This window comes from Bacillus sp. R86525 (assembly GCF_042466195.1).
Classification (GTDB): Bacteria; Bacillota; Bacilli; order Bacillales; family Bacillaceae_G; genus Bacillus_A; species Bacillus_A nitratireducens.
Genome location: NZ_JAXHPX010000006.1, coordinates 137083 through 162563 on the forward strand (window position 1 = coordinate 137083; position 25481 = coordinate 162563).

Below are 25481 nucleotides of genomic sequence, written 5' to 3' on the forward strand. Positions count from 1 at the left end.
GGCATATGAATATGAATAATCAACGAATCGTCGTGACTGGAATGGGAATTATTTGTTCAAACGGAAATAGTGTAAAGGAATTTTGGAACAATATTAGATCAGGGAAATCTGGTATTAAAGTAATTCAACATATCGATATGTCTGAAATGGTAACCGATTATGGCGGAGAAATTGAAAATCCTCAGATAGATGATTATTTCTTTAAGGACGAATTAAAAGATATGGATCGATGTGGAAAATTAGGTATCATTGCGGCAAGGGAAGCGGTAGAAAATGCAAAATTAAAAATAAAAAACTTTAATCCATATCGAATAGGAATCTCTTTAGGTACTTCTTTAGGTGGCATGTTGAGCGGAGAAGCATTTCATGAACAGTGGATCAAAGATGGAATCGAAAAAGCAGATGAAACGCTACTCTTTAAGTATCCTATCCATACTCCCTGTGACAATATTACTCGAGATTTAAAAATAAAAGGCCCTAAAATGATTATTTCAAATGCATGTGCTGCAGGAACAAATTCAATCGGTTTCGCACTAGATACAATTCGAAATAACAAAGCAGATATCATGATAACCGGTGGTGTAGATCCCTTATCTAAATTGTCAATGAGTGGTTTTAATAGTTTACAAGCACTAGCACCAACACCACCAGCTCCCTATAGCAAGAGTAATGGCGTGGTAATCGGAGAAGGTGCAGCATTTCTTGTTTTGGAATCATTAGATCATGCGATTGAAAGGGGTGCAAATATCCTTGCTGAAGTAATGGACTACGACTTATCTTCAGATGCATATCATCAAACGGCACCAGATCCAGGTGGAGAAGGTGCTTTGAGATCTATGCGAGGTGCTTTAAAAAAAGCGAACATAGATGCCAAGGTAGTAAGTTATATCAATGGGCATGGTACAGGTACACCAGCAAATGATGTGTCAGAACCAAAGGCAATTCGCACATTAATCGCTGAGAATAAGACACCAGTTTCTTCAACCAAATCAATGATAGGACATATGTTAGGGGCTGCAGGCGCGGCGGAAGCAGTAACAAGTATTCTTGCTATTCAGCATGGATACTTACCCCCAACTATAAACTTTGATGTTGAAAGTCAAAAGTTTAATCTAGACTTTGTACCTAACATAGGTAGGGTAAGTAATATAAGTTATGTACTATCCAATTCATTTGCTTTTGGTGGAAACAATGCAAGTGTTTTATTCTGTAAGTACAATGAGAACCACGAGTCATCAGCAAATAAAGAAACGATGCGTAAAGCAAAAAAAGTTGTAATTACTGGTGCAGGGGGACTTGCTGGAAATTCTTCAAACCTTAAGGAAATTAAAGATTGTATGTTTAAAGGAAAGAGTGGTATCTCAAAGATTGAGAAGTGGAATGACAACCCAAAATGTATACATGCTGGAAAAATACCAGAACAAAACTATCGAAGGTTAATACATCCTAATTTATTAAGGAAGATGGATTCAATTAGCAAATATGCAGTATTGTCAGTGAAAATGGCGATGGAGAACGGGAAATTGAAGATAGACAAAAATAATAGGGACAAGGTAGGAATTATTTTTGCTACAGGTACAGGACCAGTTGGAACGGTAGAATCATTTAACCGGATTGTTATTCAAGAGGGCGTTAAGGCTGCCAATGCTAAATTATTCCCAAATACAGTAATGAACGCTGCAGCTGGACATATTTCATTAAACTTTAAAATAAAGGGTCCTACGTCAACTATTTCAAGTGGTGGGGTTTCTGGTATTAGTGCACTATACTATGCCTATGCCTTGATTCAATCTAGCGATTATGACACATTCATTGTGGTAACGGCAGATGAAGTAAATAATCCAATATTAGAGGGACACTCAAAAATAAATAGGTACTTAACAACTGAGAATATAAAACCTTTGGATTGTAATAGTAGCGGTACCATACTCGGTGAAGGGAGCGTTGCCTTTATTGTAGAAAGTGAAGAGGCTGCGTTAAAAAGAAATGGTAATATTTTAGCTGAGATTAAAGGTTTTGGATTAACATCTGATGATAGTAAAATTGGGGACTTAAACCATTTAGGAAAGGCATGGGAGAAATCTATGCATTTAGCGATGCAAGAAGCGATGATTTCCCCGGAAGAGATAGAATATATTTGTTCAGCAGCTAATGGTCATACATATTTTGACCGTATTGAAGAAAGGGTTATAGAACGTATATTCGGTAATAGAGTTCCTGTTAGTGCTACAAAATCTATCTTTGGGGAAACCCATGCAACGGCAGGTCTTCTTTCTCTCATTAGTGTAATATGTGCATTTGATGGCGAAATTCCAGCTACGCAAAATGTAAAGAGTCATAGAGGAAGAATCAATCTTGTCACGGAAAACGCTCGTAAGGCACCAGTTAGCAATGCCTTAATTAGTACATATTCTTACGGTGGTAATTATAATTCTGTTGTAATAGGAAAATATTTAAATTAATTATTTATGTAGGAGGCCACTTTTATTAAGTAAGTATTGGCCTCCTGCATAATAAGCTATATAGTTTTTAAAGCTTAAGCTCTTAATTGAGCATATCAGAAATACTATGAAGGAGCGCAATGCCATGAAAGGTATCATTCTTGCAGGTGGAAGCGGTACTAGATTGTACCCTCTCACACAAATTGTATCAAAGCAATTATTACCTATCTATGATAAACCCATGATTTATTATCCTTTATCAGTACTAATGCTGGCGGGTATAAGAGAGATACTAATTATTTCAACACCACACGATATCTATAAATTTGAGCAATTGTTAGGTGATGGCTCAAAATATGGAATTACTCTTTCATATGCTGTTCAGCCTCTTCCAGAAGGTATAGCACAAGCATTTATTATTGCTGAGGAGTTTATTGGAAATGATAATGTAGCTTTAATTCTTGGTGATAATATCTTTTATGGTCATGGACTAACAGAGTTACTAGAAAAGACTGTTAAGAAGACTAGGGGAGCTACAGTTTTTGGTTATTATGTCAATGATCCAGAGCGCTTTGGAGTAGTAGAGTTTGATTCTAATAAGCATGTGATTGATATTAAGGAAAAGCCGAGGGAACCAAAATCAAACTATGCAGTAACTGGCCTGTATTTTTATGATAAACGTGTGATAGAAATAGCCAAAAACATTAAACCGTCTAGTCGTGAGGAATTAGAAATAACAGATATAAACAAGGAATATCTTAAAATGGGAGAATTAGAAGTTGAATTACTAGGAAGAGGCTATGCATGGCTGGATACAGGCACACACGAATCATTATTAGAAGCAGCTCAATTTATAGAAACAATTGAGAAAAGACAGAGTTTAAAGGTAGCTTGTTTAGAAGAAATTGCATTTAAAAAGAGATATATAACCAAACAACAACTATTAAAAATGGCAAATTCGGTAAAGGAAAATCAATACAGCCGATATTTATTAAAGGTTGCCCATCAATAGCATTTAAATGAATGGAGAGAGAAGAATGCGTAAAATTCATACAGCATTAGATGGTGTTTTTATTATAGAGCTTGATAAATGCAGTGACAAACGTGGTTACTTCATAGAAACATGTAATAAGAAAAAATTTAAACTTTTAGATTTACAGGGAGGCTTTGTGCAAGATAATCAATCATTATCTGTTCACACAGGCACGATACGTGGGCTGCATTATCAGTTGAATCCTAAAGCCCAAATGAAGGTAGTGAGCTGCATTTCTGGTTCTATTTACGATGTAGTTGTAGATATCCGAAAGGGATCCCCAACGTATGGGCAATGGTTCGGAACAATTTTAAGTGAGTATAATAACCGTCTACTTACCGTTCCGAAAGGGTATGCACATGGTTTTTGTACTACAGAACCTAATACTATTGTCCAGTATAAAGTAGATGAGTATTATTCACCTAAACATGAAGGGGGAATTCTATGGAATGATGAAACGATAGGGATTTTTTGGCCAACTAATCAACCAATTTTATCAGAGAAAGATAGAAAACTGCCTAGATTAAAAGATACTAATGTCAACTTTGTTTATGGAGATGATTTTAATTGAAATTATTAATAACGGGTGGGGCAGGCTTTATTGGTAGTAATTTTATTCGGTACATGTTGAAGAAATACCCTCAATACCAAATTGTAAATGTAGATTTATTAACATATGCAGGAAATTTATCTAATCTAAAGGAAATATCATCAAATCAGAATTATAAATTTATCAAAGGAGATATTTCAAATGAAATATTCATAGATAAATTATTTAAAAAAGAGAAATTTGATTATGTATTAAATTTTGCAGCAGAATCTCACGTTGATAGAAGTATTAAAAATCCTCATATCTTTGTTCAAACTAACATAATAGGTACACAAGCCTTATTACACTCTGCATATAAAACAAAAGTGAAAAAATTTGTACAAATTTCTACAGATGAAGTATATGGGACATTATCTCAAACGGGTGCGTTTACAGAGCATACAATAATAGCTCCTAATAGTCCTTATAGTGCAAGTAAAGCTAGTGCGGACTTAATGGTACGAGCGTATCATGAGACATTTGGTTTACCTATGAATATAACTCGTTGTTCCAATAATTATGGTCCCTATCAGTTCACGGAAAAATTAATACCCTTAACAATAACTCACGCTTTAAATAATAAAGATATCCCTCTATATGGTGATGGATTACATATAAGAGATTGGCTTCATGTAGAGGATCACTGTGTAGCTATTGATTTAGTTCTTCATGGTGGAGCAGATGGGCACATTTATAATATCGGAGGAGATAATGAATACACAAATCTAGATATTGTACAAAAAATACTTAAATTCCTAAATAAAGATCAATCGCAAATTACATTTATCTCAGATCGCTTAGGACATGATCGACGTTACGCCATGGATGCTACTAAGTTGAAAGAAAAATTAGGTTGGAAACCACACTATCTATTTGATGATGGACTCACTCAAACAATTAAGTGGTATATAGATAACCGTACATGGTGGGAATGAATTTTATTAGCTAAAAATTACATAAGTTAAACGAGGAATTTTAAAATGAAGATACTGATAACGGGAGTAGATGGGCAACTAGGACAAACTTTAATACAAGTACTCAGCAGAACACGTCATGAACTATATGGCGTGAATCGAACCACGTTAGATATTACAAATAAAATAAGGGTTTGCTCTTATATTGACAGAGTAAAGCCAGATGTAATTGTACACTGTGCAGCATTTACAAATGTAGATGGGGCAGAGAAAGATAAAGGTTTGGCATATGAAGTAAATGTATTAGGTACCAAATATATTGCTCAAGCTGCAGGAAGAATAAAATGTAAATTTGTATATATTAGTACGGATTATGTGTTTGATGGCGAAAAACATACACCATACAATCTTGAGGATTGTCCTAATCCATTAAATATATATGGAGAAACGAAATTGGCTGGAGAGCATTTAGTAACAAAATACACGAATAATCATTTTATTATTAGAACTTCGTGGATATTTGGAAAGGGAGACGGTCACTTTATCGCTAAAGTAAGAAAAATAGCAAGTCTATACGGTGAAGTCCGCGTGATATCTGACCAGTTTGGTTCACCTACCTATGCACTAGATTTAGCAAACTTTATAGATGAGTTAGTAGAGACAGATCAATTTGGATTATATCATGTGACAAATGAAGGGGTATGTTCATGGTATGAGTTTGCAGTTGAATTTTTTAAAGACTTCAATAGAGACATCAATATCATTCCTTTAACGACGGAAGAATTCCCGCAAACAGCCAATAGACCTAAATATTCAGTGTTAAGCAAAGATTGTATTATTCTCAATGGGTTAAAACCATTAAGACATTGGAAGGAAGCATTAAAAGAGTATAAGGAACAATTAGATAGTAGATAATCATATATTTTATATAGAGTTAGCAAGTGAATATATATGACTTTATTTAGTTTTATTGTGTTATATCTGTTCGAGTCCCACTATATGCCTGATTACTTTGCCTTCCAGGTTCGATTCTTAAATAAGAAAATTCTCCACTCAACAAGTATACATGGTAATAAAAGACTGCATTATTATGAAGTTTTTTGACGTTTACAAAGTGTTAACTTCAAAACAAAAGCCACTACTTAAAGCAGTGGCTTTTGTTTTACAACTAACACATTAAATTGAAATAAAGGTCATTATACATTTGCTGAAAGATTAACAGTACATTTACTATTTTAGCATAGATGAATTCAATTAAATGTTCCAATCTAGTGAACTTTCAAACTGGGCTAGATAATTTAAACAATTTTAAAAAGTGGGGTAATCGCCATCATGGGCTTTTTTTTCAGGATATGAGCCGCACTATTTAGAGGCAAGATACTTTTATTCCAAATTAAATTGTTAATGCTTGTACTATATAAACATGTGATAAATGACATGGTATATGGTTATTATGGAATAATTCCATTCTTAATAACATTAATTATTATTGTAACAAAAGGTTTTATTTTAATATCCATTTTATTAGCTTTAATAGGATCGCATTTCAAACTCTGAATTAATTAAAACAGTTATGATATTAGAAGGAAGCACTAAAAGAGAATAAGGAGTAATTAAATAATAGATAATTATTTAAATTAGTTCGATTTCAATTTATTTTAACTCTATCTTTTTCAAATTATTAACTTCAAAACAAAAAAGCCGCTTACTTTAGTAATGGCTTTTTTGTGGGTAATGAAGATCAAACACTAAATTGAAACACAATCCGTTACGCATTCACTGAAAGGTTGACCGCTTACATTAACTATTTTAGCATAGTTGGATTCAATAAAATGTTCCAATCTAGTGAACTTTCAAATTTGAGTCAATTTAAAATATAGTATGCGTTTGTATTGTAAAGGCACAGAAGTAGGGAAAAGTATGTCTATCGAAAAACATTGATATAAAGTTCACTTCACATGCTTACTAATTATTAGTTTACATAACCTTTATTATAGGTAGTCGTTAAAAAGCAAATTTATCCGTCTCAAATTCAAAAGTAATGTTATGTTATTGAGACGGAAATAAAGCAGTAATGATAGCAAATAGATATTACATACTATATGAGTTAATACAGTATGTTTAGCCGAATAATGTTTCATTTAACACAGGAGTTATCTATGTATCAGACTAAGCTCTACACTTCTAGTAATCTATAAAAAAAGTCTCATATCTCAAAACAAAAAGTATTCTTGAGATATGAGATGAAATTATGATATTTGTGCAAGTATTTCACATTGTATTTCGTATGTATGCCGAATTAAATTGAAATATCGTGTAGTTTAAGTACCTTCACCTGAGCTTGCACCTTCGTATCTAATACTTTTCGATATTCTTCTGAAGTCATTACCTCAAGATACATGCACTGCCCTTCTGAACACTGATTAGGTAGTATTTTGCCAAGACCTGGTTTATGTTTTCGACTGAGGCTTTAATTTTAGCAGCTCGTTCATACTTCGTTTTTTGTTATAGTTGTCGGAAACGTTCGTGTATAAAGAGTCTAAGGATCTTTGTAAACGTACATGTGCTTGTAAAATATAATAACGCTCATCTTGATAATCTCTTCTTCCTCTTCTTAGCTGATAGCTATATATCTCTCATTTACACAGTAATACAAGATTTTTCTTCGAGTGGAATGTAATCCGCCTCTTTTAATTCATTAAAAGGGCGTAACTTTACACTGTATATCGTATTTCTCACTGCTCTCTTTCCCGAGAAAAAATAAATTTCTCCTTCAATTTCGTAGGCAGGACGTACGATTAGCTTTTTTTGACTTTCATATTGGACATGACCACTTTCAACGATTCCTTCATTTAACAGGGCATCTCGAGCATTTGTATAGTCATTTCGAAAATCGGTATGAATCGTTTTATAAGACATTGTATCCCTCCAGCGGTTTGATAATTTGCTTTTAGCTATGTGCATCCAGGTGTCTGATATCTATTTTGAATGACATGTACATTTAAATTCGATGTAGGAAAACTTAATTCCTAGTTTTTTCTTGTTCTTTTATGGAAAAATAACATTTGTCATGTTGTATTTATAGAATCAAAAAAGAGTAGCAACCTTCTCAGGTACTACTCTATCTTTACGCTATTGTATATATGGTTTAATATCCAAGTATGCCGACAATTTGCGTTGCTTTGTTGTTACGAATGGAATAATAAATTTCTAAGCCTTTACGTTCAGCTTTTAGTACTTTACCCTTCATTTTTGATAAATGTTGTGAAACAGATGATTGGGGTATCTCTAAAATTTTTGTTAGCTGCGAAACATTAAAAGTATTATGTTTGCTTAACTCGTTTACAATACGTAAACGAATTGGATGCGCCATTATTTTTAAAATTTCAACATCTTCTTCTGTAATATTAGTTTTTTCTGATTCCTGTACAGTGATTGTCATAGTTATTCTCCTTTATTATTACTTATGAGAAGTTATTTACCCTAGTATCCTGTATCAAATTTTATATTTTAATAGATAAAAATTAATGTAGCATTAATAAGCTCTATAGTTATTATATAACGCATTTTGTATTCGAGTGTGAAGTTCATTTGGAGTTTGCGTGATTTTTATATATTCTAATGTACAGTTAAATGAATACGTATCTGACATCCAATTTTTCATAATTATAAATAGTAATATAAGGTTTTCATATTTACTAATGGGTGAGGATTGGTCACAATGGAAGTTAGATTATATAATCATGTTTATATGCTCTAAAATTAATTCCTAATTTCACGTCTTTCTATAAATGTGAGTTGTAGCATACATCTGTCACAATTTGAACCATAACTTTACCCTTTTGGAAAAATTATGTGTAAGTTAAAGCATAAATTGTCCGTTTTGGACAGTTTATGCTGTAGAATGACAATAAAGTTGTTTAATTCACAACATAGTCATTTAAAAAATAATAAAGTTATTTAAAAATCTTTCTTTCAAGCGGTCAAAAGGTATTTTCAACTTAGTAGAGAGCTATATCATAGTAGGTTGACATAAAATAGGTTGGATAAAATTGATATGAATAGGGAGAAAAATACCGATGGATTGCTTAGTTGCAAAGGGTAGTATTTATTATGAAATCGTAGGGAATGGCTTTCCAATATTAATAATGCATTCAATGGGTACAGACCATAAATCTATGAAAGCCTGGATAGAGCCAATTTTTGATAAGATTCAGGGTTTTCAGAGGATATATATAGATTTACCTGCTCACGGTCGAAGTTTAATTGACGAAAATTTCAACTCTTCAGATGATATGCTTTTAAATATTTTGAACTTTATTGATATGACAATTCCTAACCAAGCATTTTCTCTTATTGGTTTTTCATTTGGAGGATATTTGGCACAAGGTGTTTTGCACCATAGACATAAAAATGTAAAGAGTATTTGTTTGCTGGCTACTTCACTTCATTTGAAAGATAGGGATCTTCCTAAAAAAATAGTTGTTACAAAAGATGAAGATTTATTAACAGAATTGGATTCTGATATAAGAATGGCTTTTGAAACATTGATGAATTATCAAAATAAAGAGAACCTTAACTACTTTTTAAACGAAATCCAACCTGGACGATTATTAGCTAATAAAAATTTTTTAATGTCAAATTGGAGAGAGAAAGGGTATTTTCTTTCTGAAGAACCGCTTAATGATGTAGGTACACTTACACAACCTGTACTCATTATTCTAGGGAAACAAGATTCAATCTGTGGTTATAAAGATCACCTTTTTCTTCTAGAAAAATTTCCGAATGCTACGTTTTCCATTTTAGATGGTGCTGGTCATATGCTTCAAATAGAAAAACGTAAAATAGTACAAGAACTAATCAAAGACTGGCTAATTAGGAGCAATTCGGTTTGCGAATCAAGCGAGTAAATACAATCGATAACTTTTTTAGCCAAATTTCCATATCTGTTGCTTGTCAGTTCATTTTGTTGTTCTTCAACTAACAGGTGCTTTAGTTCAATAAGGGGTCCCGTCAGGAAAATGCGGATTTACAACGCTAAGCCCATTTTCAAGCCGATTCCCCCATTTTTAACAACGTTAAGAAAGTTTCAATGGTCTTAAAGAATCTAACGAGACCATTTTTTCTGAATTAAAATGGTATTCTCCAAGTAAATTAATATGTTCCCAACCTAGAGGTGACATATGGTGTAATAATTCTTCATTAAAACTATCTGACTGTTTTTGATATTCAACTGCTTTTGTTAGATGTAAGGTATTCCAAATACTGATGGCATTGATAATTATGTTTAAAGCACTGGCTCTTTGCAATTGATGCTGTATGGTTCGTTCCCTAAGCTCTCCTTGTTTTCCAAAGAAAATAGCTCTTGCCAGTCCATTCATGGCTTCTCCTTTATTCAATCCTCTTTGTATTTTTCTTCTTAGAGATTCATCCGAAATGTAATTAAGAATAAAGATTGTTTTTTCTATTCGCCCCATTTCACGTAAGGCTGTAGCTAAGCTGTTTTGTCTTGAATAAGAACCTAATTTCCCCATAATAAGGGATGCTGAGACTGTTCCTTCTCTTATTGAATGGGCTAATCGCAAAACATCTTCATAATTTTCTTCAATGACCTTTGTATTTATTTGTCCACGTAAAATAGCTTCTAGTTTTGGATATTCACTTGCTTTATCTATTGTAAATAATTTTGAGTCCGATAGATCTCTTATCCTTGGAGCAAATTTAAATCCCAATAAATGGGTTAATCCGAAAATTTGGTCTGTGTAACCAGCTGTGTCTGTATAATGTTCTTCGATGTTTAGATCCGTCTCATGGTGTAATAAACCATCCAAAACATGAATTGCATCCCTTGAATTAGTATGAATAATTTTTGTGTAGTAAGAAGAGAATTGATCACTCGTAAATCGATAGATGGTGGCTCCTTTTCCAGTTCCGTAATGTGGGTTTGCATCTGCATGTAGTGATGAAACACCTAGCTGCATTCTCATTTCGTCTGACGAAGAAGTTGTACCATCTCCCCAATAGGAAGACAATTGTAATTTGTGATGAAAATTTACTAATACGGCTTGGGCTTTATTCATTGCGTCTTCATACATGCGCCATTGAGACACATTGGCTAGTTGCTTATATGTAAGCCCTGGTGTGGCTTCAGCCATCTTACTCAATCCAATATTCATTCCCATTCCTAAAAGGGTAGCCATGATAATAATTGTTTCTTCTTTATCTGGTTTTCGATTATTAGAAGCATGAGTGAATTGCTCATGAAATCCTGTTATATATGCAACATCCATAAGTAAATCGGTTAATTTTATTCTTGGTAGCATTTGATAAAGACTTGCACTAAATTTCTTTGCTTCTTCTGGAGCATCCTTTTCTAAGCGTGAAATTGACAGTTTTCCTTTTTCAAGAGAAACCCCATCTAATTTATTAAAATTGGCAGACAACCACTTCAGTCTTTCATTAAGGCTGCTGGTTCTCTCTGTCAAATAGTCTTCGTATGATAAACTAACTGATAACCTCGTATTCTCTTTCGTTTGATTCCATGTATCTTCCGAAAACAAATATTCCTCAAAATCTCTATATTGTCTACTGCCCACAATGGATACATCACCAGCACGAACATGTTCCCTTAGTTCTGTTAAAACAGCCATTTCATAATAATGACGATTAATTGTACCGTCATCCCCATATAAGTGTTTTTTCCAACGCTTCGAGATAAAGTCCACAGGTGATTCATCAGGTACTTTTCGCTTCCCAGATTCATTCATTCTTCGAATAATCTCCACAGCTTGTAAAAGTGGTTCATTTGCCTTTGTAGAATGAAATTCCAATACCCTTAATAGCGTTGGCTTATATTTTCTAAGTGTATAAAATCGTTTTTGTAGTAAGTCTAAATAATCATAGTCGACAGGACGTGCAAGCTCCTGAGCTTCTACCACCGAAGAGACGAAAGAATTCCATTCAATAACGGATTCTAAAACCTCAAAAACGTCTAATTTTTCCTCCTTTGCTTTGATTAAAGCTTGTCCGATGTTCGTAAAGTGTATAACTTTCTCATTCAGCTTTTTACCGTTTTGTTTTTGAATCTCCTCTTGAGCCTTGCGGCCTTTTGATAGGAGACTGAGTATTTGTCTATCATGAATTTCAAAAGCTTTATCCGTTAACTCCTGAGTAAGATGTAATAAATAGATGGTTAATATCGAATAACGTTTATTTTCTTGAAAGTCACGGAATGCATAAGGCTCATATCTTGAACCTAAGCGAGATAGCTGTAACAAGCGATTGCGATGCAAATGACTAATTTGTACCGTTTCTAATTCCATTCCCCGTATATATTCAAGTCGTTCTATTAATTTTAGAAATGTTTCGGGTGAAGGATGACCCGGTGGTTCCTTTAACCACCCCAATATAGTTTTATTAGATTCGGATGGATGAATGATCTCTTCAAGTTTTTCTTTTTGCGTATTTGACAGAGATTGACTAACCGTATTAAATAGCTTCTTTTCAGCCATTGCTCTTGCCTCCCACACCATTCTTTCAAGTGTAGTGATAGCAGGCATTATGATTTTGTTTTTTCTTAGAAAATCTATGCATTCATGTAGTAGATGAATGGCATCACCATTTTCCAAAGCTAATTGATGAAGGTGCTTAAATGTCATTCGATATTCTTTTAGAGTAAAAGTTACATAGTCGTATTCATTACGAATTTCTTTCAAATGATCCCAAAGTGTATTTTCTCTTTGAGGATAAAGACTAAGCGAAGATGGAGTAGAACCGATTTGTTTCGATATATAATGTATGACTGAATCTGGGATGCTTTTGATATGAGTGTACGGCCAACCGGGATACCGAAGAATGGCTAATTGAACGGCGAATCCTAAACGGTTTTCTTCTCTCCTTCGCTTATTTATAATTTCTAAATCTCGTTTGGAAAAAGTGTAGTAGGTTCCTAGCACCCACTCATCTTCAGGAATTTGCATAAAGACTTGTCGCTGTTCCGGTGTAAGCAATTCTCTACCTCTCGCCATTTTCATACAGTATCATCTCATTTCTGTAATTATTCAGTTAATTAGTTTAATTATATATCAATAGAGTGTACTCTATTGATACAAGTGTTGCAGACTGATAAAATCATAGTTAAGAGCGTCTCATAAGACTTGTCTCGAAAACGAGGTGATATTTTGCGGAAAATCGGTTATATACGTGTCAGTTCGACTAGCCAGAATCCTTCAAGGCAATTTCAGCAACTCAACGAAATAGGAATGAATATTATTTTTGAGGAAAAAGTTTCTGGAGCAACGAAGAATCGTGAGCAACTTCAAAAAATGTTAGAAGATTTAGGTGAAGGTGACATTATTTATGTTACAGACTTAACTCGGATCACTCGAAGTACGCAGGATTTATTTGAATTGATTGATTTAATACGAAGTAAAAAGGCAAGCTTAAAATCACTCAAGGATTCATGGCTAGATTTATCAGAAGATAATCCATACAGTCAATTCTTAATTACGGTAATGGCTGGTGTTAATCAATTAGAGCGAGATCTTATCCGTATGCGTCAACGTGAAGGGATTGAGCTGGCTAAGAAAGAAGGCAAGTTTAAAGGCCGGTTAAAGAAATATCATAAAAATCACGCAGGAATGAATTATGCAGTAAAGCTATATAAAGAAGGAGGTATGACTGTAAATCAAATTTGTGAAATTACAAATGTGTCTAGGGCTTCATTATATAGAAAGCTATCAGAAGGGAAACAATAATCATTCCTTATTCCGTTAAGGGGCCAGATTGTGGAATAACATTTTTATTTGTTTCGTGAAGATTGAGAAGAGATGTACTTAACGAACAGTCGTTTAGTTTAATAAGTTGGGAAGTAATGAAGTACCGAAAAAATAACTGTACCACGAAATAGTGCGATAATTGGGCTTAGAAACAAGTCGATAAATTAGAATTTGTAATGGAGATTATTTATATTTTGTGCGGAGCGCAACTTTGATGGCAGAAAGCAAACATTAGGTGATAAAAGTCAAAGCGTCAATCCGTTAAAATTTAATGTATACTTTAAAATGTGAGGTGAAGAAATTATGACAGACAAAAAAATCACAGTACAATTTACGATGCTGACATTTTGCATAGCCTATCTTGTGTCAGGTGCTTTGATTGCTCTTGGGCAATTCGGATATTCGGTTCACAATTGGGTTCACTCGTTACAGCAATTCGGGATGAATATCCCTTTTGCAATCTATATTTTGTCGCCCGCTATTGCTTCATATATCGTTCTAAAGAAAAATAACAAAATAGCAGGTTTCAAGGAATGGTTGAGAACTGTTTTTTATGTCAAAAATAGCATATCTCTCTATTTGTTCGTTGTTGCAGGACTTGCACTGTATTTTTTGATACATATTGCAGTTTCAGGCCGCACGGAAATGGTGCTTCCATTTTATACGTTCTTCCTTTCCCTGCTTGGTAATCTTTTTATCGGTGGCTTGGAGGAAGCTGGCTGGATGTACATATTGCAGCCTGAGCTTGACAAAAAATACGGTTTTGTTTTGTCTTCTGTTTTTGTTGGAATCATTTGGATTTTATGGCATATCCCTCTCTTCTTCATTCCGGGGACGAATCACGGAGAGGGACTCATTAACTTTTGGATGTTTGCAGTTCAACTCATTGCGTTTCGGTTTTTCAACGGGGCAATCTACAAAATATCAGGGAAAGGCCGTGTGTTTATGTGCGTATTATTCCACACCATGTTCAATGCGGCATCCCCCATCTTCGGCACCATGACTATGACTTGGGCGGGAACCATTGCCGCAAATGCTGTGATTGTTCTTGTTTCAATTGTAACCGTTGTGATATACAACAAAAAGAACAGGCGAATAGTATAAGCATAATCCGTGTTCGTCAAATTCCAGTTTGTTGAATAGCCGTTTACATAAACGAAACGTCTTTGCAGGAGTGGCCAAGCCACGACTACATGAATAGCCCCCATTATCTAACAGGGGTGCAAATTAACCTATAATTCCCCTTTCTGAAAGAAATGTGATTAACATCAATGTATAAGATTGTGAAATGTTGTACTTAAAGTAACGGGTAGCTTTTGTGGAAAATCTGGCTGCCATTTCGGCGGCTTTTCTTAAAACGGGTGCTATAGTTGAAAAAGAAGTGATTTTAGGATAGAGATCCTATTTTAGTTATTCCATTAAAGGGCGCTTTAATTGAGTAATGAAAAAAGCTTAATTTCTTCGCATTAAATTGAGAAATTAGGCTTTTTAATATTGAAATTTCCTTAACGTTGTAAATTCGCATTTTCCTGACGCTACCCCAATAAGGATTAAATAAATTTATTATTGATTTTTGAGTGCAAAATGCAATTAAATGGATAGAAATTAAACAACTTTAAAGAGCCTTAGTACAATAAAATGTGCAAGGCTTATATATATTTCATAACAAAATTCAATAACTTTATTATCACTTTACATTTTGGTCATTATACGATTAAATAATTAAGTTTTGAACATTATATGGTTAATAAGAATTAAGATATGTTATGAAATTTATTAAAAACAAGCTGATAGTTGGCCAATTTATGATTTAATAATTGGCCATTATATAGTTTAAGTTACATTATGGCTCAAGTAACAAAGCACAAGAAAATGAATACTAAATGTTGCAGGTAATAAAAAAGATTTTAAAATCAATACTCTTCACACAAATTAACCAGCTCCTCAAAATCAAGAACTGGTTAATTTGTGTTTAAACAATACATTTATTAATAGTTATATAAAAATTATAAAATTTAATATATGCCTGAAACAATACATATAGAGTTACCTACCAAATCGTATCTTCCAAAGTAATTAGGTATTATAAAGTGGTCTCCTTTTTTAAAGGAATAGTGCTCCCCTTCTTTAATTAACTCACCTTCACCCTGTATTACACTAACAAGAAGGAATTCTTTTTGTTGTTCTAAACTAGTTAGTCCATTTAACTCCCATTTTGTCACTGAAAAATATGGACATTTAATAAAGTTAGTTATACTCAAATCATCTACTTTTTCATGTTTAACCGTTAACTGATTCGATATAAATGGAGCTTCTATTACATCAATGCTCCTTTCAAGATGCAGATCACGTAAATTCCCATCAGAATCTCTTCTATCATAATCATACAATCTATAGGTTGTATCAGAGTTTTGTTGTGTTTCTAATACTAAAATCCCTTTACCAATTGCATGGACAGTTCCACTCGGCACATAGAAGAAATCTCCAGGTTTCACCTTCACACGATGTAACAGTTGGTTCCACTCTTTCTGTTCAATCATAGACATTAATTCTTCTTTTGTTTTCGCATGATGCCCATATATAATCTCTGCGTCTTTAGTGGAATCGATTACATACCAGCATTCTGTTTTTCCTAGTTCTCCATTCTCATGCATGCTAGCATATTCATTATTGGGATGAACTTGAACAGAAAGATCTTGATTGGCATCCAAAATTTTTGTAAGAAGAGGGAAACGCTCCCCCTCCATATTTCCAAATAAATCTCGATGATTTTCCCACAATTCACCCAAGGATAGCCCTTTATACTTTCCGTTCTTAACAATACTTTGTCCATGTTGATGTGCAGCAAAAGCCCAACACTCTCCAGTTTGATTTGATGGAATCTCATATCCAAAAGAAGTTAAATGTGTTCCACCCCAAATTCTTTCTTTAAAAACAGGTGCAAAAAATAATGGTTCCGTCATGATTATAATCCTCCGTTCTATATAATTTCACCTAGTAGCTTGTATGCTTCTTCTTTTGTTTGGACGGATAATAACCGCTCTCTATAACTGTCATCCATTAGTTTTCGAGAAAGCATTTGAAGGATTTTTAAATGTTGATTTCCCTCATTTTCTTTTGGTACGGCAATCATAAATATTAATTTCGCTTCAGTTCCATCAAGGCTCTTCCAATCTACCCCTGATTGTTTAATTCCAAATACCACGCTCGGTTTCCTAACAGCATCTGATTTTCCATGCGGAATCGCAATGTTTATACCAATCCCTGTAGTACTTTCTTGTTCACGGTTCATAATAGCTTGTTTAAATTCTGTAACTGAATGCAATGCACCTACATGCTTTAACTTTTGAATCATCTCATCAATGATGTCATCTCGTGTTTCCCCTTTTAAATCCGTTTCAATTAATTCTAAATTTGTAATATCTGTTAGCTTTTTAATTTTCATCTTCTCTACTTGTGCGCGTTTGCTTTGCGCTTCTTGCTCCATTTGTTGCACATCTATTGTTGCTGATACTTCTTTTATTTGTTCAATTTCTTGTTTTTCTATCTTTGAAACGTCTTTTTTCAATACATTCACTAAAACAGCTGTCACAGTAGAACCTACTATTACAGCCACAAAAAACATAAATACATTATCTACTGCCCCTAATACAGCAACAATCGGACCACCATGTGCCACTCTGTCTCCTACATGACCAATCATAGCAATTGCCGCACCTGTCATTGAACCCGCCATTATACTTGGAATAACACGAAGTGGATCTTGTGCTGCAAAAGGAATTGCACCTTCCGTAATACCAAATAGCCCCATTGTAAATGATGCTTTACCCATTTCTCTCTCTGAATCTTGAAATTTCCCCTTACCTATGAAAGTAGCTAGTCCCATTCCAATTGGTGGGATACATATTGCCGCAGCAATTGGACCCATAATTTCATAGTTTCCTTCTCCAATCATTGCTGAACCAAATAAGAATGCTACTTTATTGACTGGACCACCCATATCAAATGAAATCATTGCCCCTAAAATTAATGCTAAGAGAATTGAACTTGACCCTTGCATACCTGCTAACCAAGCTGTTAATGATACGAAAACTTGTGCGACAGGGGCACCAATAATAAATACAAATGATAAACCTACAATAAGGGAAGTAAATACCGGAATAATAATAATCGGCATAATTGGTTGAATCGCTTTTGGAACTTTTAATTTTTTGATTCCTAACGCTATGTAACCAGCTAAGAAACCAGCGATAATTCCACCGAGAAAACCAGCACCACTTTCACTTCCATAAAAGCTTCCTGTTGCTGCAATATATCCACCAATCATACCAGGAACAAGTCCAGGTTTATCCGCTATACTATATGCAATATATCCAGCTAGTATTGGAACCATGAACGTAAATGATGCCCCACCAATTTGTTCAATGGTTTTCCAGAAAGACCCCTCCGGAATCACTAATCCCCCAGGTGTTTTTTCTCCACCAAGTGTTAACGCAATTGCAATTAATAATCCCCCGACTACAATGAATGGGACCATAAAAGATACACCATTCATTAAATGACGATATATCGGATTTTGTTTTCTTTCCTGTTGGTTATTTTCTAATATTTTTGACTGTGAATGATAAATAGGTACATTTCCGCTGATTACTTTCTGAATTAATTCTCCTGGTTTACGAATACCATCTTGCACTCCGACAACCAACAATTTTTTCCCTACAAATCTATCTTTATTTACGACTCTATCTGCAGCTATAATAATGCCGTCTGCTTCGCGAATATCTTGTTCAGTTAACTCATTTTCTACCCCTATTCCACCTTGAGTTTCAATTTTCATTTGGATCCCTAATTTATCCGCTGTTTTTTGCAAATTTTCAGCTGCCATATAAGTATGGGCAATCCCATTCGGACACGATGTAACCGCTAACAATTTCATTCTTAATCCTCCTCACACTTTTTACTAAGCGCCTACATTTACTATAAATCAATATTAAGACGTAAAAAGTTTCATTTTTTACCGTAACTTCCGGAAAAATAAACTTTTTACCCAAGCAAACAACGGTTATTTGATTCTCTACTTTTTGGTTAATTATGTAAAAAGGACAAAAATTTCATTACGTTTGTTTCTTTCGTAAGCTTTTGAATAAAGGATGGTTGCTCACTTATAAAGGATAGTTCCTGAAACAGTTGTTTCGTTACCTCTTGTCCATCACTTTTAACTGCTAGCATAAATACAAGTGATACCTTCTCTGCTCCCCAATCAATTGGTTCCTTTAATGTAGCGATTGCAATTACTGACTCTTGAATAAATTTCGGATTTCCATGAGGAATTGCAATTCCTGCCCCAATTGTTGTTGCTGACATTTTTTCTCTTATGATTGCATTTTCTGCATACTCTTTATCTACATAACCCTTACTATGCAAAGCATACGCTAACTTTTCAATTAGCTCATATGGGTGCTGTATATCCTGCTGTAAAAACACTAAAAATGGAGATGTATAATTGAGCATAACAAAGTCTTTTTGTTCTTTATAACTTGGCTCATCACAATTTTGTATAAATTCCCCTAGCTTCTTTTCTTCCGGCCCCTCTAATAATGGGGATACTACTATATGAGGAATGTTTAATCTTGAAAGAGTAGTAGTTGAAATAACGAGATCCACATCACGATGTTTCATAATATAACCTTGTAAATCAGCTTTTGAAATACAGTCCATCACATGGATATGACGAAATTTACGCTCAATTTTTGTACGTAACAACTGTGACATGCCAATTCCCATATGACAAACAATAATTACATTTTTAGATTTTCCCTGGTAATCTAACCGTTCAACAGATGCTTCAAAGTGTAGAGTAAGATAAGCCGCTTCTTCTTCTGGAATATATATAGTTAGAGATTCATTTATTTCTTCTAATACTTGTATCAATACATTAAACACATAGGGGTACATTCTTTTTATATCGTGTAACATTGGATTTGAGACAGAAAGATCATAGTTTAAACGATTCAATGCGGTATATAGATGAATAGTTAACCCTTCAATTAAAATATCGTCTTTACTGAAATCAATTTCATACAACTGCGACATACGTTTAACTAAATGCTGTATAACCATTGAAAGAATTGGATTACTTTCAGTAAGTGTGCTACCCTGCATTGGTTTATCTTGATAACGGATTTTCCCACCTAAAATATGAGCTGTTAAATACGTAACTTCTTCCTCAGTAAAATGGACAGAAAAAACACACTCCAACTGTTTTAAAAAATCCAATGTCCATATATATTCTTTTGTTTCTTTCAGTATTTTAATTTCCTTTTCAGCATTTAAAATAGGTTGCTTAAGTTTCATTCTCCGTACCATAAGCAACGTATGCACTAATAAACTTTCAAATGTATCATCTGTAAAAAATAATGCATTTCGTTTTTGTAACACTTTCAATTCGTTCGTAACAAATTCAACCTCATGATATTGAAATTGTTCTTTAATAAATTGATTCGTAAGATCTGAATTACGAATCAAATCTGATAATCTAGCCAATGCTCTTCTTTTTTTCTTTTCATTTCCATCAATAATAAGTCCAACTCTCTGTTTTGACACAATGGTTAAATCAAAATGATGCAACCATTTTTCAATTCTATCTAGATCTTTTTTTATAGTAGTCCGACTTACAAAATGTTGGGATGCCATATCCTGTGCAGTAACTGCCTTTACATTCATTAATAAGTTGTAAGCAATTTGTAGAATTCTTTCTTCATCTGATTCATACTTTGTACGATTATTAATACAATAAAGTTTATTAATCAAGTCCACCTTTTCATATTCCTCAATCTCTAAGTACACACCTAATCCCGGTTTCCTAACAAGAATCGCACTTGAATAATTCGCAAGGTGCTCCTCAATTATTTTAAAGTCATTACGAATTGTTTTTTCAGAGCAATTCACCTGATCCGCAAGGTCTTGTACTAAAAAATAGTCGTTAGGTTCAGATAATAGTAGAAATAAAATTTCTTTTTGTCTTGTATTCATAAATTTCACCTATCTCTTATATACTTCTATGTTATATGCATTACTTTACAAGATATTTTTTCTCTCTTTATAACTGACACTTCCAATTATATGTATTCATTTTAAAATTCTAACTTTAACATCTGGAAATGATGTTCCAGATGTATTTGAAATTCACAATACCAAGGCGGGCCAAATTATATGTTACAACTTACGCTTTCCAGAAATTACATGCTATCCATCGTTTCAAGGTGCAAAAATCATCTTATATGTTGCACCGTGGACAACAACAAACTTGAACCATTGGAGAACACTATTAAAAGCAAGAGCCATAGAGAACTGTATCTATGTTATTGCATGTAACAGTGTAGGAGATGTGAATAATGAAAATCATATCGGCAACACATACACGGGATACTCAATGGCCATCGATCCAAATGGAAACATTGTAAAAGAAGCGGACGGCCAAGAGCCAATCATAACAGTAGAAATTGATTTAGCAAAAATAGAGGAACAACAACAAAACATCCCCATATTTAAAAATCTTTGACCGGATGTTTTTAAGTATACGAAGTAGAACCGTAACCCCCCTCTTCACCAAACGAGTGTAGTAGTTGAAGATCGGGCTATCGTAGAGGCGGATTTTTTTATTCGTCTCTTAAGACTAAAAGATATATTCCAGCACAAGTACAATAGAAACAGGAAACCTCTACAATCGTATATACAGCCTCTAATACTCATTTTTGAAAACATGCTTATGCAAAAATCCTAACTTTGTTTACAACAAGAGCAAACACAAATGGCGGTTGTTATTAATGAATATGGAGAAGATTAATTTAATTGAAAAGAAACGACGATGATCTTAACTTGTACAGATGATCTCACTTCTTTTGGTGAAAACAACTATGAAATAATGTAAAAGTAGTTCTACTCAATTTGAATAGAACTACTTTTTATTGGAAATTAAGTATTTTACAACATGTGGCTAGTTCCTAAATTCCTGTCCTTCTAAATGTCTCACATTCTGTAGAAAGACAAGAATTTAGGAACCTTGGTATACAGGAATTGTTTCAATTATTTTAAATACATTAAAGGATAATTAATATTTACATAAGCACACCTTTATCATGTTTAGTAATTACTAAAGAATTTATTTCTTTATAGGTATGTAGAATGATTCTTTTTATTATTGGTAGATTGTAAAAAATAATCTGTTCAAAATTAAATGAAATTCAATCTTCAATTATTATTAATTAAGGATTAACAGTAGACATTTAATAGGATTCATCGTTCTGTTTTTAAGAGCCATCATATTCGTCACGGAACCTATTTTCATATTGAAACTTCTTTAAAATAAGTTGGATCATGTATGATAATTTTTTTTCCTAGAACGGTGATAATGCTTTCATTTTTTAATTGCTTTAACACTCCACTAACTGTTTCGCGACACGTCCCAGATATTTTAGAGATTTCGGTTGTTGTAAGTGGGCATGAAATTATAATTTCTTCTCCCTCTTGTTCTCCTAAAAAATTCATTAAATGATGTAGCGCCTGAATGACACGATCTTGTGCATTTGGAATTGAAATATTTTGTACGCGGCTTTCATTCACTTTCAATATAGAAGATAACTGTTGAACAATATACATAAGCTGTTTTCGACTTGATCGAATCATATTCTCAAAAATTACAGTGGGAATATAGTATACATCTACATCTGTCATTGCAACAGCTGTATAATCGTATGCTTTGCCTGTAAACATATCACCATAAGGAAAAATAGAAAATCGCTTGATATATTCCTCATATAATAAATTCCCACTTTGATTGACTCGTTCTAATTTTACAAATCCATCTAATACAAGGTAAATTCTTTCTCTGGAATCACCTTCTAAAAATAAAAATTGACCTTTTTTATAGGTTCGCCAATAGATAAGTTCTGCTAGGCTCTTCAATTTTTTATCCGTTAAATGAGCAAATAATTCAAACTGCTTCAAGTCTTCAACTACGTTTCTCTTTTTCATAAAACGCCCTCTTTCTGTATACCGGAGTAAAAATTCAAGAAAGCCTCTTCAAAATTTATTTTATCATAATTAGTTTCGAGATCGTTTTACGTTCATGAATACTTTATGAATGTTACTTACTAAAAAGTATACTGTACATAAAAAAAATGAAGCAAATCACTTCATTCTTTTTATTGGTTTAAAAGTCTCTTATATGTAAACACATGCATCATGCTTAGAAATAATAGTGCCAGTATTTTCTTCTAACGCTTCATACACTTTTTCTAGTGAGGTAATAATTGTTTTTCGTTTTGGATCTGTATTAGCAAAGTTAATCGCTGCTTGAATTTTCGGAAGCATACTTCCTACGGCAAATTGATTATCCCGTATATATTGTTCTAATTCATCAACTGTCACTGCCTCTAATTTCTTTTGATTTGTTTTATTAAAGTTTAAATAAACGTGATCAACTGCAGTTAAGATAACAAGCGTATCAGCATCTACCAATTCAGCTAGTTTTTGAGCAGCAAAATCTTTATCAATAACAGCCTCAGTTCCTTTTAATCCCTCTTCAGACTCAATGACCGGGATTCCTCCGCCTCCAACAGCAATCACTATATCTCCATCCTCCACTAAGGAATTAATGATCTTATGTTCATGAATACTTACAGGTTTTGGGGATGGTACAACTCGTCTCCATCCTCTTCCTGCGTCTTCTTTAAATACCGCTTTGGTTTCTTCCATTAACTTTCTTGCTTCCTCTTCAGTATAAAAAGGGCCAATTGGTTTTGTTGGATTTTCGAATGCTTCATCCTTTTCATCTACAATAACGCGTGTTATAACGGTGGCAACATCTTTTTTTATTTTACGTTTTTTCAGAGCCTTCTCAATTGCATTTTCCATCCAATATCCAATCATACCTTGGCTCATTGCACCACAGGTATCTAACGGCATTGCTGGTGTTTTTTCCGTTTCCGCTACTTTTTGTTGTAATAGGATGTTACCAACCTGTGGGCCGTTTCCATGTGCAATGACGATATCTACATCATTTTCCATAATCTTAGTAAGTTGTTCTGCTGTTCTTTCCAACGCTTCTTGTTGCGCTTGTGCAGTAGCGTCCCCAGATTGTATAGCATTTCCACCTAATGCAACTACTATTTTTTTTCTTTTCATCTTTCAACCCTCCAATTGATTTCATATTTACAAGATCTTATACAAGAATGCATCCCGTTTATTTAAAAAGTAATATTACCTGTAATCAGTCCATAAATTGCAAAAAATGCTAAAGCTCCAATGGCCACAGATGAAGCAAGTTCAACACGAGTAAATATTTGTTTTGGACTCGTTTGCTTTTGAACATTGTAAAAAATGAAAATCCCAGGAGCATATAATGTCATTGTCAGTAATAAATAATCTAAGCCCGCTGCATAAATTAACCAAATTCCATACATACTCGCCACTAAACCAATTATAATATTCTTTGTTCGATCATTTTCTTTAGATTGTAGACTAAACTTAAATTGATAAAATGCCGAAAAGGCATACGGAATTAAAATAGCAGAGGAAGCGAGAGAAAACGCAAAATGATAGGCTTGATCGGAAACTATAAATGTTAATAAAAAAATTTGAATTAACCCATTTGTTATCCATAATGAATTTACAGGAGCTTTGTTCTTATTTTCTTTTGCAAACCACTTTGGAAATACGTCATCTTTAGCAGCTAAATACGGAATTTCAGATGCAAGTAAAGTCCATCCAAGCCAAGCACCTAATACAGAAATAACTAATCCTAAGTTAATAAAAATCGCGCCCCATTTTCCGACAACACTTTCAAATAAATAAGCCATGGCTGGATTTTTCAAATTAGCAACATCGGCTTGTTGCATAAGCCCTAGAGATAATAGTGTAAGTAGGATGTAAATAATAAGAGTCCCAATTAATCCGATGACAGTCGCCTTTCCTACATCACTTCGGTTTTTAGCACGACTTGATAGGACAACAGCTCCTTCTACACCAATAAATACCCAGAGGGTTACAAGCATTGTGCTCTTAACCTGACTACCTACATCTCCCCATGAAAAAGAACCCGCTTGTCCCCAAAATCCATCTAAGAAAATATCAATATGAAAGGCGAAGATTCCTACCACAATAAATACAAAAACGGGTACTAATTTTGCAATTGTTGTTACTAAATTTACAAGGGCCGCTGATTGTATACCACGTAAAATCAACATGTGAACACACCATAGTAATACACTCGCGCCAATAATTGATGCTACATTTTGTCCCCCTTCAAAAACGGGGAAAAAATATCCAAGTGAGGAAAATAACAATGTACCGTAAGCTACATTTCCAAGCCAAGCGGACAACCAATATCCCCATGCACTATTAAACCCCATAAAGTTACCAAAGCCCGCTTTTGCATAACTAAAAATGCCCCCATCTAAATCTGCCCTTTTTACGGTTAAATTTTGAAATGATAATCCAAGGGCAATCATTCCTATACCCGTTATAACCCATCCAATAATAATTGCACCGGCACCAGCACCTTTTGCCATATCGCTTGCTAAGTTAAATGCTCCGCCGCCTATCATAGAGCCAACAACAAGAGCTGTTAAAGTAAATAAGCCTAATTTCTTTTCTTCACCCATTACACTCACCTCTCTTTAATCACAATAAAAATAAATAGCAGTAGTGAATGATAGTGTCTAAAGG

The 25481-nt window shown here is 33.9% G+C and carries 18 protein-coding genes; 9 read left to right on the top strand and 9 right to left on the bottom strand.

The window, feature by feature from the left end; all coding sequences use genetic code 11:
• Positions 1 to 5 precede the first annotated feature (5 nt).
• From SJY24_RS01755 to rfbD, 5 genes are all read left to right on the top strand, one after another.
• Entirely contained in the window at positions 6 to 2462 is a 2457-nt protein-coding gene (locus SJY24_RS01755; RefSeq protein ID WP_377863529.1) for a beta-ketoacyl-[acyl-carrier-protein] synthase family protein, read from the top strand.
• 124 nt (positions 2463 to 2586) lie between these two features.
• Entirely contained in the window at positions 2587 to 3453 is an 867-nt protein-coding gene (gene rfbA / locus SJY24_RS01760; RefSeq protein ID WP_377863530.1) for a glucose-1-phosphate thymidylyltransferase RfbA, read from the top strand.
• Positions 3454 to 3478: 25 nt separating this feature from the next.
• Entirely contained in the window at positions 3479 to 4045 is a 567-nt protein-coding gene (rfbC, locus tag SJY24_RS01765) for a dTDP-4-dehydrorhamnose 3,5-epimerase (RefSeq protein ID WP_377863531.1), read from the top strand.
• Positions 4042 to 4998, top strand: a complete 957-nt coding sequence (gene rfbB, locus SJY24_RS01770) for a dTDP-glucose 4,6-dehydratase (RefSeq protein ID WP_377863532.1) — start codon at positions 4042 to 4044, stop codon at positions 4996 to 4998. Before rfbC ends, rfbB begins: the two co-directional genes overlap by 4 nt.
• Before the next feature lie 45 nt (positions 4999 to 5043).
• Complete coding sequence (rfbD, locus tag SJY24_RS01775) at positions 5044 to 5892, top strand: dTDP-4-dehydrorhamnose reductase (RefSeq protein WP_377863533.1); 849 nt, start codon at positions 5044 to 5046, stop codon at positions 5890 to 5892.
• Positions 5893 to 7617: 1725 nt separating this feature from the next.
• Here the strand turns inward: rfbD and SJY24_RS01780 are convergent.
• Together SJY24_RS01780 and SJY24_RS01785 are read right to left on the bottom strand one after the other, a co-directional pair.
• A complete protein-coding gene (locus SJY24_RS01780) occupies positions 7618 to 7896 on the bottom strand; it encodes a hypothetical protein (protein ID WP_377863535.1) in 279 nt (92 codons plus the stop codon).
• 229 nt (positions 7897 to 8125) lie between these two features.
• A complete protein-coding gene (locus SJY24_RS01785) occupies positions 8126 to 8419 on the bottom strand; it encodes an ArsR/SmtB family transcription factor (RefSeq protein WP_377863536.1) in 294 nt (97 codons plus the stop codon).
• A gap of 637 nt (positions 8420 to 9056) precedes the next feature.
• Between SJY24_RS01785 and SJY24_RS01790 the strand changes: the two genes are divergently transcribed.
• Positions 9057 to 9887, top strand: coding sequence for an alpha/beta fold hydrolase (locus tag SJY24_RS01790; protein ID WP_078173852.1), 831 nt, complete (start codon positions 9057 to 9059; stop codon positions 9885 to 9887).
• Positions 9888 to 10055: 168 nt separating this feature from the next.
• Here the strand turns inward: SJY24_RS01790 and SJY24_RS01795 are convergent, their stop codons facing one another.
• Positions 10056 to 13010, bottom strand: a complete 2955-nt coding sequence (locus SJY24_RS01795) for a Tn3 family transposase (RefSeq protein ID WP_377863537.1) — start codon at positions 13008 to 13010, stop codon at positions 10056 to 10058.
• A gap of 147 nt (positions 13011 to 13157) precedes the next feature.
• Here SJY24_RS01795 and SJY24_RS01800 point away from each other — a divergent pair, with 147 nt between their 5' ends.
• Together SJY24_RS01800 and SJY24_RS01805 are read left to right on the top strand one after the other, a co-directional pair.
• Positions 13158 to 13733 carry a recombinase family protein gene (locus SJY24_RS01800; RefSeq protein WP_063219808.1) on the top strand — a complete coding sequence of 192 codons (576 nt, stop codon included), beginning with the start codon at positions 13158 to 13160 and terminating at the stop codon, positions 13731 to 13733.
• 324 nt (positions 13734 to 14057) lie between these two features.
• On the top strand, positions 14058 to 14858 hold the full coding sequence (locus tag SJY24_RS01805) for a CPBP family intramembrane glutamic endopeptidase (RefSeq protein ID WP_016095252.1): 801 nt from the start codon (positions 14058 to 14060) through the stop codon (positions 14856 to 14858).
• A 911-nt stretch (positions 14859 to 15769) separates the two neighbouring features.
• Here the strand turns inward: SJY24_RS01805 and manA are convergent.
• The 3 genes from manA to SJY24_RS01820 all read right to left on the bottom strand — a co-directional run bounded on the left by manA (position 15770) and on the right by SJY24_RS01820 (position 20786).
• The gene (gene manA, locus SJY24_RS01810; RefSeq protein ID WP_377863538.1) at positions 15770 to 16717 is read right to left on the bottom strand and encodes a mannose-6-phosphate isomerase, class I; all 948 of its coding nucleotides are present in this window, start codon (positions 16715 to 16717) and stop codon (positions 15770 to 15772) included.
• A 17-nt stretch (positions 16718 to 16734) separates the two neighbouring features.
• On the bottom strand, positions 16735 to 18690 hold the full coding sequence (locus SJY24_RS01815; protein WP_377863539.1) for a fructose-specific PTS transporter subunit EIIC: 1956 nt from the start codon (positions 18688 to 18690) through the stop codon (positions 16735 to 16737).
• Between the two features lie 149 nt (positions 18691 to 18839).
• A complete protein-coding gene (locus SJY24_RS01820) occupies positions 18840 to 20786 on the bottom strand; it encodes a BglG family transcription antiterminator (protein ID WP_377863540.1) in 1947 nt (648 codons plus the stop codon).
• Between the two features lie 106 nt (positions 20787 to 20892).
• On the opposite strand from SJY24_RS01820, the gene SJY24_RS01825 reads away from it, so the two are divergent.
• Entirely contained in the window at positions 20893 to 21315 is a 423-nt protein-coding gene (locus tag SJY24_RS01825; RefSeq protein WP_377863633.1) for a nitrilase-related carbon-nitrogen hydrolase, read from the top strand.
• A 782-nt stretch (positions 21316 to 22097) separates the two neighbouring features.
• Here the strand turns inward: SJY24_RS01825 and SJY24_RS01830 are convergent.
• The 3 genes from SJY24_RS01830 to arcD all read right to left on the bottom strand — a co-directional run bounded on the left by SJY24_RS01830 (position 22098) and on the right by arcD (position 25417).
• The gene (locus SJY24_RS01830) at positions 22098 to 22787 is read right to left on the bottom strand and encodes a Crp/Fnr family transcriptional regulator (protein ID WP_377863541.1); all 690 of its coding nucleotides are present in this window, start codon (positions 22785 to 22787) and stop codon (positions 22098 to 22100) included.
• Between the two features lie 189 nt (positions 22788 to 22976).
• On the bottom strand, positions 22977 to 23939 hold the full coding sequence (arcC, locus tag SJY24_RS01835) for a carbamate kinase (protein ID WP_377863542.1): 963 nt from the start codon (positions 23937 to 23939) through the stop codon (positions 22977 to 22979).
• A gap of 62 nt (positions 23940 to 24001) precedes the next feature.
• Positions 24002 to 25417: an arginine-ornithine antiporter gene (gene arcD / locus SJY24_RS01840; protein WP_377863543.1), complete on the bottom strand. Its 1416-nt coding sequence runs from the start codon at positions 25415 to 25417 to the stop codon at positions 24002 to 24004.
• Positions 25418 to 25481 lie beyond the last annotated feature (64 nt).